Here is a 12,476-nt window from a genome sequence, read left to right on the forward strand (position 1 = left end):
AGTTTATGTGTTTAATTTTGCTTCTTTAGTTCTAATTAATTTTCGGCTTAGATAATTGAATCGGAAATATAACATAATTGCTGAAGCCGTTAAACCAGCCAGTAAACCAAGCCAGATTCCCATACTACCAAGCCTTTCTGGCTGGCCGTAATAAAAACTCACCGGAAAGCCGATAATCCAGTAAGCGATAAAACAGAATACTGTTGGGATCTTAACATCCTGCAGTCCTCTCAAAGCGCCAAGGATCACGACCTGTATGCCATCGCTCAATTGAAATAAGGCTGCTATCACCAGCAATTGTGCAGCAAGTGAGATCACTTCAGCATTATCTATATAAAACGTTGGTAAAATATCCTTCAGCAGTACAAATAAGAGTGCAAATACAGCTTCAATAAGGAAAACCAACAGGAAGATCGATATTCCTATTCGTCTTAGTTCCCGGTATTTTTTTAATCCTACCTGATTTCCAACTCTAATAGTTGCCGTTACGCCCAAACCAACCGCGATCATAAAGGTCATACTTGCCAGGTTGAGAGCGATCTGGTTTGCAGCCTGCGGATTCGTTCCCAGATTTCCAGCCAGAATAATCGTCCCTGTAAAAATGGCTACTTCAAATAGCATTTGTAAAGCCGTTGGAAATCCAAGGGATAACAATCTCTTAAAAATGCTCCATTTCAGCATTTCCTTTTTGGACCATTTAAAGTACTCGGCAAATTTGGATTTCCTACGGAGGATCTCCCAGACGAACCAGAGCATAAAAAATCTTGAGATCAGGGTCCCCCAGGCAGCTCCTTCAAGCTCCAGTCGTGGAAAGATCCAGATCCCATAAATAAGTATATAGTTGAAAATAACGTTCACCACATTCGCCAGTAATGTCGCATACATCGCATATCTGGTTTGTGAGAGTCCGTCTGCAAATTGTTTGAACGCCTGGAAGGCCATTAATGGCAACATGGAAAGAGCCACAATATTAAGATACGGAATAGCCAGATCCACTACCTCTGGTGGTTGATCAAGACGGTACAGCAGAGGTTTTGCGATAAGCAGAATGATAAATAAGAACAAGCCATTCAGAGTACACAGAATAAGACCATGATGAAAATAGCTTCGACCACCTTCTACATCATTAGCACCATCGGTTTCAGCAATAAGCGGAGTAATAGCAAAACTAAAGCCGATACCCAGAGACATAGCTATAAAAACCAATGCATTTCCCAGGGAAACTGCAGCCAGTGGAGCGGCGCCCAATCTCCCAATCATCAAATTATCAACAAGGCCTACCATGACATGCCCCAACTGCCCAAGCATCACCGGGTAGGCGATGTTCAGGTTTTTACCAAATTCTTTCGTATAAGCTGATAATTGCAAAGCTTGAATTTAAGTTTGCAAAGGTAGAGCCTTTAAATATCTTTTAAAGAAATGACCCAAAAATAATTCCCTTCCTACTTCTTTAATTGCGGTGTATTGGAGATAGATTCCAATCCGTATTTATCCACAAGATAAACCAGGGAAGCCATCGTTGCCGCACCCAATTCAAGTTCTCTTTTATTCACCGCATCAAAAGTATCGTTCGCGGCATGGTGATAATCGAAATAGCGTTGAGAATCTGGTCTCAATCCAGCAAGCACCGTATCGCCACCTTCCAGCGGACCAATATCAGCTCCACCACTTCCTTTTTCAAAATAATGGATCAGGTATGGCTCGAAAAGTGGCTTCCAGGATAGAACTTTATTGAACTGAGAATCGCTCGCGTTAAAAGTAAATCCTCTTGGAGTAAATCCTCCCGAATCACTTTCAAGTGCAAATACATGATCTTCATTTTTTTCCTTTGCAACCTCAGCATATTTGTTTCCACCACGAAGACCATTTTCTTCATTCATGAACAATACAACACGTAATGTTTTTTTAGGTTGATACCCGGTTTCTTTCAGTAATCTAAGGACTTCCATAGATTGCACCACTCCTGCGCCATCATCGTGAGCACCATCTCCAAGATCCCAGGAATCAAGGTGACCACCTACTACCATAATCTCATTTGGAGTTTCAGAACCAGTAATTTCACCAATTACATTATACGACTGCACATCTGGAAAGTTCTTGCAATTCATTTTAAAATAGACCTGCAGGTCGTTCTGAATCTTTAGCATACTGCTTAGATATGCGGCATCGTTAGTGGAAATTGCCGCTGCCGGTATCTTTTGGTCTTCTGTTAACTCACCATAACTCATAGAACCGGTATGTGGCAAATCATCCATTCGAAGATTCATAGAACGAACGATAACGCCAACAGCTCCATATTTAGCTGCTTCCTCGGCCCCAGAATAACGCTGATCCACACAACCACCATAAGCTTCAAAAGTAAGTATTTGATCTGCTCGCATAGGTCTGTTATAGAAAACGATCTTTCCTTTTATCTGCTCTTCCCCGTATTCTTTTAATTGCTCCAATCCCTGTACTTCTATCACCTGTGCTTTCGTACCACCTTCAGCCGTAGCAATAGAACCACCAAGAGCCGTAATATTTACGTTGCGAGTATCGCCAGGACCGGTTTGCACATAAGCAAATTCCAGTTCTCCACGAGTCCACTTTGGAACCATTACCGGTTGTAACCATACTTTGTCCAGACCTAAATTCTCCAGTTCCTTTTTGGTATATTCCACCGCCTGTTCAGCATTGAAAGAACCAGATAAACGACCGCCTATTTGATTCGAAAGATGATCCAGCCACTCATAGCTTTTTCCATTTAGCAGCGACATATCATAGATCTTCCTGATATTCAGAGAATCTGAAGATTGCGCGATCGTTGCTGAATGAATTCCGAAGAAAGACAGCGCCAGGGTACAAAGTATTTTTTTCATTAAATGGGATTTGGTCGCAAATTAATAGAATTTAAACAGTTCGAAAACCGAAGCTGTTATTTTTCAGCATTTAATTCTTCTTTGTATTGATCTAAATTTTCCAGGATTTCCGGAGCAAGTTCCGGCTCCTGCACTTCCTTATATTTCGAAAGTTCATCCCTCAGGATCTTTGCGACCAGGTATCTTGCCGTTGGTTTATCATCGGCCGGGATGATATACCACGGAGAATTTTCCGTAGAAGTCTTATTGATCGCTGCTTCATAACACTCCTGGTATTTATCCCAGAGTTTTCTTTCCTTAAGGTCATTAGGAGAAAATTTCCAGTTCTTGCTGGGTTTGTTAAGCCTTCTCAATAATCGGTCACGTTGCTCATCCTTGGAAAGGTGCAGGAAAAATTTGAAAATGATCGTTCCATTCTGGGCAATATGATCCTCAAAATTCCTGATTTGTTCGAAACGCTGATCCCAGAAATTTTCATCTATATCTTCAACGCTGTTGATGCCAGGAATATTTTCATTCATAATATACCCGGGATGCACTCTTGTGACAAGCACATTTTCGTAATGAGTTCTATTGAATACTCCAAACTTACCACGCTCTGGCAAGGCGATGTAATGTCGCCATAAGTAGTCATGCTTTAGCTCCTTGTGAGAAGGAGTTTTAAAGCTGTGCACCACGACTCCCCTACTATTGAAATTTTTAAAAACCTCCCTGATCAAACTGTCCTTCCCAGCAGTATCCATTCCCTGCAGGCAAACCAGCACGCTATATTTATGGTGCGCATAAAGTACATCCTGCCAGTCGCCGAGCTCCTTTCGTACATCTTTCAGTTTGTCTTTAATTTTATCTTCTGAAGCTTCCATCTCTATTTTTGTAGGCTTCTCTTTCAGTTTAATATTACCGGTTACTTTGAGCTGGGTATGGTCTATTTTCTTCATAAGATTATTAAATGAACCACTAAAGATACAATCTTTATAAAAGTTAATTTTTTTATCTTCGCCACAAATTCATTCGGCTTGGACAAATTAGAGAGAAAAGATATCATCGATAAGGTCACTACACTTTTAAAGGAGATCCCGTCTTCCATGGATATCGTAAAAAAGGATGGAAACCGTGACCAGAGATTTAGATACCTCGCTACGCACATGGTAGATAAAGCCATTGAGAAAGATGCACTTATCGTTTCTGAAAACCGACAGGGTATAGCCATTCTTTTCAAAACCAGTAAGAAGGACAATAATATCTGGAAGGATCTATGGTCTCAGCTTAAGCTGGTTGCTAATGTAACTGGAGTGAAAAATGCGCTGGACATTCTTAAAACACAGAAGTATATTAAGAATCAACGTCCTCAGGAAGGTGAATATCTATACTGCTGGTTCTGGGGAATTCTTAAGGAATACCGAGGTGCAGATACACAGGTAGGAAAGGAAATGAAGGATGTTTTCTTTAGAACTGCACATGATACAGGTCTGGAATTATATGCAGAAACCCGCGGTAGAACGAATGCTATCGTTTATCAACGGGTTGGTTTTGATCTTTTTCATGAATGGGACCATCCAAGTGGAGACACCATGTATTTCCTTAAATACGATCCTAAAAAGCCTAGAAATAAAAGACCTTAGAACCTACTTCCGAAGAGCTCGACGTCTTCCCTGGTAATTTCCTTACCTCCAAGAATAATGAGCCTTTCCACTACGTTTCTAAGTTCTCTTACGTTACCACGCCATTCACTCTGCTTTAGTAATTCGATTGCTTCTGCTGTGAATTCTTTCTTATTAGTTCCCTGTTCTGTAGCGATCTTTTCACTAAAATGGTCTACCAGAAGTGGGATATCATCTTTTCTATTCTTTAAAGCAGGAACTTCTATAAGGATCACAGCAAGACGATGGTAAAGATCTTCTCTAAAATTATTTTCCTCGATCTCTTTCTTTAGGTCTTTGTTGGTTGCCGCAACTACTCTTACATCTACCTTGATATCCTTGTCACTTCCAACCCTGGAAATTCTACTTTCCTGAAGCGCTCTCAATACTTTTCCCTGAGCAGACATACTCATATCCCCAATCTCATCCAGGAATATAGTTCCTTTGTTAGCTGCTTCAAATTTCCCGGCTCTATCTTTATTTGCTGAAGTAAAAGCTCCTTTTACATGTCCGAAAAGTTCACTTTCTATCAATTCTGAAGGGATCGCGGCACAATTCACTTCTACCATAGGACCTTTAGAGCGATCACTTTTTTGATGCAACCAATGCGCAACAAGTTCCTTTCCAGTCCCATTTGGACCAGTGATTAGAACCCTTGCATCGGTATGCGCCACTTTCTCAATCATTCCTTTGATCCTGTTGATCTCTTCAGAATCGCCGATCATTTCATAATTCTTACTTACCTTTTTCTTCAGGCGGGTATTTTCCACAACCAATTCCTTTCGATCAAGTGCATTTCGAACAGTATTGAGCAAACGATTAAGATCCGGTGGTTTTGAAATATAGTCGAAAGCTCCGGCCTTCATGGTATTTACGGCGGTATCGAGGTCACCATGTCCAGAGATCATTACAACAGGAATTTCTGGCTTGATCTTCTTAGTCGCTTCAAGTACTTCCACACCATCCATTTTCGGCATTTTGATGTCGCAAAGGATCAGGTCAAAATCTTCATTTTTCACCAGTTCCATTCCTGCAAGTCCGTCTTCAGCTTCGGTAACATGATAATCCTTACTTTCTTCACTCAGTATTTTATTCAGCACACGTCTTATGCTTGCCTCGTCTTCTATCAGTAATATTTTTGCCATTAGAATATTGTAAATTTTATTCCGCTTCTCGCGTAAAATGTATTTGTTTCATTGATTGTGTACAGATCCTCTCGATCTGCATCACGCAACCTAATATCGTTCAATAAAGTATGTCCACCATAAATATATAGCTTCAAATGGTCGGTAATACTATATTGATAACCTAAACCACTCAGCAATATTGTCATGGATATACTCTCTGCATTTGGTCTATCGTTAAAAATTAAAGGCTGCGTATCAATATTTCGCTGAATATTCGCGAAAAACCCGTCCAGTGTAACAAAAGCCTGTAATTCGCTATTTTCACTAAAATGATATTTCATATTGGTCTTCGGAATTCCTACCGTATACGACCAGTTTTCTGCCCATTTTCTATAGTAGCTCACGATAGGTAAAGGAAATGGAAATCCGGTAGTCGTACTATAACGTAACCCTAGTATTAGTCTCCAGGGAATTTCTACTTCCTCCTTATCTCTTATTTTCACAAAGAATACTGAACCTGTATAAATGAGATCATCCTGAAGTATAGAGTTTTCAGAAAAATTTGACGCGATCTTTAGGCCGCCTTCAGCTCCAAATCTCCAATCATTACCAAACTTGAAAGTGTAACCTAAAGAGCCGGTAAAAGACTGAAACCGGTCAAGATCTGTTGTTTGAAATCCTGTGGGATCTTCAAATTTGAAATTCACGTTCCTGTATTCTACACTCGGCACCAGATAAGCACCATCCTTTTTTAAAGCAATAGGATATGCTACCTGCGCTCTAAACCTTCGGAAGGAGTTATCTGAATTTTTCTGCGGAAAATAAGTGTATTCGATCCTGGCAAGATCAGCTGTCTGGGCATTCAGAAATGAAACACCTAGCAAACATATTATCAATATCCAGGACTTATGCATCATTCTCAGTAGTTTGATTATTAGGAATTTTATTCCCTGGCGGATAAAACATATGCACATCTCGCTGCGGGAACGGAATGGTAATATCGTTCAATCTGAACTTATCATTAATCTTAAATCTCAATTCACTCTTCACCTTTGGATCAACAAAACTATCTGACACATAGAAATGTAATGCAAACATTAAAGCTGAATCTCCAAAGTCTTCAAAAAGCACGAATGGCTCAGGCTTCTTTAAAATACCTTTCTGCTCCTTGGCGCATTCTAGCAAGATAGTTCTAACTTTCTCAACATCGCTTCCATATGCAACTCCCACTTTAACCGATTCCCGGGTAGTTTTATGATTCTGCGTATAGTTATATACTGTATCGCTTATAAATTTATGGTTTGGAATGATCATTACTTTATCATCCCTTGTAAGCGCCCTGGTAGTTCTTAGTTTAATTTCGAATACCCGTGCCACCCGGCCATCCATTTCTATAATATCTCCAACCAGAAGTGATTTATCCAGGATAATAAAAATTCCGCCAATTACATCCTGAAATAATTCCTGCAAAGCCAGACCAAGTCCAACAAATAACGCGGCAGAGGCTGTTAATAAGATAGTTACATCTACACCTGTGGAGCTTAAAGTAATTAGGATCACCGTAAGATATACGAAGTATTTGATGAATTTAAAGACGCTAATAAACTTCAGCTTGTCTTCTTCCATCAACTTTGAGGTGATAAAAGATCGAATTAACCTTAATGCAACGCTGGTCAGTAGAAAGGACAGAATGACAATAATGACCATTCCAACGGTGATCTTAACATCATCACCTCCTATCTGATAACTGAATCCGGCATTCCAGAAATCCTGGATCAAACCCCAGATATCTTCCTCAATTACTTCTGTAACTTTCTCTTTTGTAGATTGATCTTCCTGCATTCTAATACTTAAGCCACTTATACAATTCTTTATAGCTTGGTTTCTTCCCGTACATCAAGATTCCAACACGATAAATTTTTGCTGATAACCAAAGTACTGCGAAATTGGTTCCAATTAAAATAATGATGGAAATTAAGATTTCATACCACGGCACCCCAAATGGAATACGCATAAGCATTACAATAGGTGACGTGAAAGGTATAAATGAAAATATGGTTGATACCGTTCCGTGCGGGTTTTCCACCACGGAAAAGAAACCTACATAAATCCCTAAAATTAGGGGGAGAATAACCGGAAACATAAATTGCTGCGTATCAGTTTCACTATCTACCGCAGCTCCAATCGCTGCATAAACCGAACTGTACAGAAAGTATCCGCCAATAAAATAGATCACAAAGAAACTAAGCAGGCTGGCATAAGGTAACTTCAGAATATCGATCACCAGCTGATTGATCTTTGGATTCCCAGCATTTTCCATCGCCATAGTAGCCGGCGTCTGTGCTGCCATAGGATCAATGCCAAGGAAAGTGGACAATCCTAATAAAAGTACACTTCCCAGGACCACCCAGACTACGAATTGTGTAAGTCCTGCAAGACTGGTCCCCAAAACTTTCCCCAGTAATAACTGAAAGGGTTTTACTGAAGAAACAATGATTTCTATGATCCTGTTCGTCTTTTCCTCAATCACACTACGCATCACCATGTTTCCATAAATAATGATGAACATCATAAGCAGGTAACCGGCTGCACCACCAAAGAACATTTTAATATAATTAGACATCTTTGAGCTTTTTTCTCCCGAGAAATTCTGGATATCCACGCTAACATCTGCTCTCGCTTTATCAATTTCTGAAACATCGATTCCTTTATCAATTAGCTGCTTACGGGTTAGTTTATCTGAAATAGTTTTCTCGATATTTTCTATAGTTCCAAAACCCGGTGTTTCATTTCCGAAGAATTCGATTTTATCTGGTTTGCCACTAACAGAATTCAAGGGAGAGATATGGATGAGTCCGAAATATTCATTTTCCAGCACCTGAGTCCTGGCAAGTTGAAGATCTTTTTCTGATAGATCCAGATATTGAACCTGCTCTCCATCTTTAAATTCTTCAGCAAATATTCCTGTGTCATCATGAATTCCAATGATCTTTTGATCGGTACTATTAAGCATACTTAAATAAGCGATCAACATGATCATCCCCACGAAGATGAGCGGACTCAAAAACGTCATCACGATAAATGTTTTGTTGCGCACCCGGGCAAGATATTCCCTGCTAATGATTAACTTTAAATTACGCATTCTGAGTCACTGTTTTAATGAAAATATCGTTTACTGAAGGAATCACCTCAACAAAATGATTCACTTTCGCCTGGCTCAATAAATATCTAAGCAGTTCATTAGAATCGTCCTTATCTCCAACTTTGATGGTTAGTTTAAGATCGTCCTGAATACTCTTGTACTTAGCGGGCCCAACTTCAAATTTTGACTGTAAGTCTGCATACAAAGCATTTTTATCTGCCGTTTCCAGACCAATTTCGAAGGTGTTTGAAGTATATGCTTTTTTGATCTCGTTTATTGGACCATCCAGTAATTTATTCGATTTATGGATTAGTGCTATATAATCGCAAAGTTCTTCCACGCTTTCCATACGATGAGTAGAGAATAAAATAGTAGCTCCTTCGTCTCTCAATTGTAATATTTCATCCTTAATAAGATTCGCGTTCACTGGATCAAATCCGCTAAAGGGTTCGTCGAAAATCAGAAGTTTAGGCCGGTGTAAAACGGTGATCACAAATTGTACTTTCTGAGCCATTCCCTTAGACAATTCCTGGATCTTTTTATCCCACCATTCCTCTATTTCCAGCTTCTCGAACCAATATTTAAGTCTTTCCCTGGCTTCTGCTTTACTCAATCCTTTCAATCTTGCCAGGTATAGTGCCTGTTCTCCAACTTTCATGGATTTGTAGAGCCCTCTTTCTTCGGGGAGGTAGCCAATATGCGCGATATCATCTGGATGTAATGGTTTACCATCAAGATACAACATGCCCTCATCTGGCATAGTGATCTGGTTGATTATCCTGAGCAAGGTGGTCTTGCCTGCTCCATTGGGACCCAGGAGTCCAAAAATACTTCCGCGTGGGATACTTAGAGAGACATCGTTGAGTGCTGTAAATTTTCCGAAGCGCTTGTAGACATTCTCGGCAACCAAAAGATTATCCATAGAGTTCTTTATAATATGTTAAAGATATAGAAATAGCAACAGAGAAAAAGTCGATTAAGAAGATTTTATTATTCAAAAAAGTCCCTAAAAACAAAACCCACCCTCAATAAATTAAGGATGGGAAAAAAATTGCTATGAAAAAGAAAAATTATCGCTAAAAGACTTAGCGATAATCAAATATATAAAAATTTTCTTAAAATTGGATTTTATGAAAACATATCTTTTACTTTTTCAAAAAATGATTTATCGCTTTTCTCTGGATTCGGCTGGAAGTTATCGTCATTAGCCATTCTCTCGAAAAACTCTTTTTGTTCTTTATTCAAAGTTTTTGGAGTCCATACATTTACGTGAACCAGCAAATCTCCTTTTCCGTAGCCATTGATGCTACTAATACCTTTACCGCGAAGACGTAAAATCTTTCCAGACTGTACCCCTTCTTCGATCTTGATACGAACTTTTCCAGTTACAGTATCGATCTCTTTTGAAGTACCAAGAGCTGCTTCAGAATAACTTATATAAAGGTCATAATGAAGATTGTCTCCTTCACGCTGCAAACTTAGGTGTTCCTTCTCTTCGATCGCGACCAGTAGATCACCAGGAACTCCATTACCAGGAGCATCATTTCCTTTCCCGGAAACCTTTAACTGCATCCCATCTTCAACTCCCGCTGGAATTTTGATAGAAACAGTTTCCTCCTTCATAATAAGACCCTGAGCATCTGCACCATCTGGCTTCTTGTCAATAATCTGGCCTGACCCACCACAAGTAGTACAAGGGGAAGCAGTTTGCATTCTACCTAGAATCGTGTTGGTGACTCTGGTTACCTGACCTGAACCGTTACAGGTACTACAGGTTTTATAAGTGGTTCCTGAAGCCTGGACTTTACGCTTCACTTTGATCTTCTTTTCACAACCGTTAGCGATCTCTTCGAGGTTAAGGCTCACGCGTATTCTGAGATTACTCCCTTTTGCACGTCTTTGACCTCCACCAAAGCCGCCGCCGAAACCGGAGAAACCTCCGCCGCCGCCAAAACCACCGCCAAAGATGTCACCGAACTGGCTGAATATGTCATCCATATTCATACCGCCGCCACCACCGAAGCCGCCGCCATCGAATGCCTGATGACCAAAACGATCATATTTAGCACGTTTTTCCTGATTTCCTAATACCTCATAGGCTTCAGCAGATTTCTTAAACATGTCTTCAGCTGAGGAGTCTCCAGGGTTCTTATCCGGGTGATACTTCAAAGCCAGTTTTCTATATGCCTTCTTGATTTCTGCTGCTGAAGCGTCTTTACTTACGCCTAATATTTCGTAATAATCTTCTTTCATACTATGTTTTTACAATTCTGTAAAAGCGTTTTTATTTTCCTGTAACCACTTTTGGATACCTGATAATTCTTTCTCCAAGCTTATAACCTGGCTCGACCACATCTACGATCTTTCCTTTAAGATCTTCTGAAGGCGCAGGGATTTGGGTAATAGCTTCATGAATTTCAGAATCGAAATCACTCCCCTGTTCTACGTCCATTCTTTCAAGACCTTTAGCTTTTAAAGTTTCGCGAAGCTTATTATGGATTAATTCAACTCCTTTGAGTAGGTTCTCGTCACCAGATTTATTGATCTCGTTCATCGCCCTGTCAAAATCGTCCATAACCGGCAACATAGCTGTCATTACTTCCTGGTTGGCAGTTTTGAACAATTCCAGACGTTCCTTTGAAGTTCTACGCTTATAATTTTCAAATTCAGCAAAAAGTCTCAGAAATTTATCTTTCTCTTTTTGAAGATCTTCTTTCATGCGTTCTTCTTCGCTAAGTTCGTTATCGCTTGCTGTATCTTCTGCTTCGGTATCATCACCGGCCTGCTCTACCTCATTGATCGCTTCCTCCATCGCATCCTCAACCTGGTCTTTCACTATCTTATCTTCGTCTTTGATGTTATCTTCTTTTCGGCTCATTTTATTAAAAATTTACTTTCTGCTGCAATTGGGTCAAAATCATTGCCAATAAAGATGAAATGTCAAAATGTCACAGTAATTATTTAATAAAACTTTAAGAAGCATGGTTTGATTTTCAAATTACTTTTGCGCGGAATATAAAAAACTTTAACAATGAAAAAATTAATACTGAATGCCTTTGTAGTGGCTAGTCTTGGACTTGGTTTTACAGCATGTAAGAATAACAATAACGAAGCTGAAACTGCAGACGCGAAAGATGCGGCAACTGCAGAAGCTGAAGCAATGGAATATAAAGTAGATACTACTGCTTCAACTATTGAATGGCAAGGTTCTAAGCCAACTGGGAATCACACAGGAACTATTGCTGTGAAAGAAGGTACATTTATGGCTACAGATTCTACGATCCAGAGTGGAACTTTCGTGATCGACATGCAGTCTATCGAAGTTACAGATCTTGAAGGAGAGGAGAAGTCAAATCTTGAGGCTCACCTTATGGGAACTGTAGAAGGAAAAGAAGGTGACTTCTTTAACGTTCAGGAATATCCTGAAGCTACTTTCGAAGTAACTGGAATCAGTGAAGAAGAAGGTACTACTATGCTACAAGGAAACCTTACAATGAAAGAAGTTACTAAAAACATTTCTTTCCCTGTAACTATCAGTAAGAATGATGATACTTACACTATTAGCAGTGAGGATTTCAGCATTGATCGTACAAAATGGAACGTAAACTACGGTTCTAAATCTGTATTTGAAGGTCTTGGAGACAAGTTCATCAATGATGAAATTCAGTTAACGATCAACCTTGAAGCTAAAAAAGCTTAATTATAAAGA

General features: G+C 39.6%; 12 protein-coding genes. 2 read left to right on the forward strand and 10 right to left on the reverse strand.

Going from position 1 to position 12,476, the window contains the following annotated elements:
- Positions 1 to 3: 3 nt before the first annotated feature.
- The 3 genes from T8I65_RS12245 to T8I65_RS12255 form a co-directional block, all read right to left on the reverse strand.
- Entirely contained in the window at positions 4 to 1,368 is a 1,365-nt protein-coding gene (locus T8I65_RS12245) for an MATE family efflux transporter (protein ID WP_322300873.1), read from the reverse strand.
- A gap of 74 nt (positions 1,369 to 1,442) precedes the next feature.
- Complete coding sequence (locus tag T8I65_RS12250; protein WP_322300874.1) at positions 1,443 to 2,858, reverse strand: M20/M25/M40 family metallo-hydrolase; 1,416 nt, start codon at positions 2,856 to 2,858, stop codon at positions 1,443 to 1,445.
- Between the two features lie 56 nt (positions 2,859 to 2,914).
- Complete coding sequence (locus T8I65_RS12255) at positions 2,915 to 3,796, reverse strand: PPK2 family polyphosphate kinase (protein ID WP_322300875.1); 882 nt, start codon at positions 3,794 to 3,796, stop codon at positions 2,915 to 2,917.
- A gap of 78 nt (positions 3,797 to 3,874) precedes the next feature.
- On the opposite strand from T8I65_RS12255, the gene T8I65_RS12260 reads away from it, so the two are divergent.
- Positions 3,875 to 4,480 carry a hypothetical protein gene (locus T8I65_RS12260; protein ID WP_322300876.1) on the forward strand — a complete coding sequence of 202 codons (606 nt, stop codon included), beginning with the start codon at positions 3,875 to 3,877 and terminating at the stop codon, positions 4,478 to 4,480.
- Here T8I65_RS12260 and T8I65_RS12265 read toward each other — a convergent pair.
- The 7 genes from T8I65_RS12265 to T8I65_RS12295 all read right to left on the reverse strand — a co-directional run bounded on the left by T8I65_RS12265 (position 4,477) and on the right by T8I65_RS12295 (position 11,645).
- On the reverse strand, positions 4,477 to 5,643 hold the full coding sequence (locus tag T8I65_RS12265) for a sigma-54 dependent transcriptional regulator (protein WP_322300877.1): 1,167 nt from the start codon (positions 5,641 to 5,643) through the stop codon (positions 4,477 to 4,479). The genes T8I65_RS12260 and T8I65_RS12265 overlap by 4 nt on opposite strands.
- Positions 5,643 to 6,542, reverse strand: a complete 900-nt coding sequence (locus T8I65_RS12270) for a DUF6268 family outer membrane beta-barrel protein (protein ID WP_322300878.1) — start codon at positions 6,540 to 6,542, stop codon at positions 5,643 to 5,645. The genes T8I65_RS12265 and T8I65_RS12270 overlap by 1 nt, the downstream gene beginning before the upstream one ends.
- Positions 6,532 to 7,467: a mechanosensitive ion channel family protein gene (locus tag T8I65_RS12275; RefSeq protein WP_322300879.1), complete on the reverse strand. Its 936-nt coding sequence runs from the start codon at positions 7,465 to 7,467 to the stop codon at positions 6,532 to 6,534. Before T8I65_RS12275 ends, T8I65_RS12270 begins: the two co-directional genes overlap by 11 nt.
- A 1-nt stretch (position 7,468) precedes the next feature.
- On the reverse strand, positions 7,469 to 8,767 hold the full coding sequence (locus tag T8I65_RS12280) for an ABC transporter permease (RefSeq protein WP_322300880.1): 1,299 nt from the start codon (positions 8,765 to 8,767) through the stop codon (positions 7,469 to 7,471).
- Positions 8,760 to 9,689, reverse strand: a complete 930-nt coding sequence (locus tag T8I65_RS12285) for an ABC transporter ATP-binding protein (RefSeq protein WP_322300881.1) — start codon at positions 9,687 to 9,689, stop codon at positions 8,760 to 8,762. Before T8I65_RS12285 ends, T8I65_RS12280 begins: the two co-directional genes overlap by 8 nt.
- Positions 9,690 to 9,895: 206 nt before the next feature.
- Positions 9,896 to 11,020, reverse strand: coding sequence for a molecular chaperone DnaJ (dnaJ, locus tag T8I65_RS12290; RefSeq protein ID WP_322300882.1), 1,125 nt, complete (start codon positions 11,018 to 11,020; stop codon positions 9,896 to 9,898).
- A gap of 31 nt (positions 11,021 to 11,051) precedes the next feature.
- The gene (locus tag T8I65_RS12295) at positions 11,052 to 11,645 is read right to left on the reverse strand and encodes a nucleotide exchange factor GrpE (protein WP_322300883.1); all 594 of its coding nucleotides are present in this window, start codon (positions 11,643 to 11,645) and stop codon (positions 11,052 to 11,054) included.
- A gap of 153 nt (positions 11,646 to 11,798) precedes the next feature.
- Between T8I65_RS12295 and T8I65_RS12300 the strand changes: the two genes are divergently transcribed.
- Positions 11,799 to 12,467 (forward strand): YceI family protein, encoded by a 669-nt coding sequence (locus T8I65_RS12300; RefSeq protein WP_322300884.1) that lies wholly within the window; start codon positions 11,799 to 11,801, stop codon positions 12,465 to 12,467.
- Positions 12,468 to 12,476 lie beyond the last annotated feature (9 nt).

The organism is Christiangramia sp. OXR-203, assembly GCF_034372165.1.
In the GTDB taxonomy this organism is placed as follows: domain Bacteria; phylum Bacteroidota; class Bacteroidia; order Flavobacteriales; family Flavobacteriaceae; genus Christiangramia.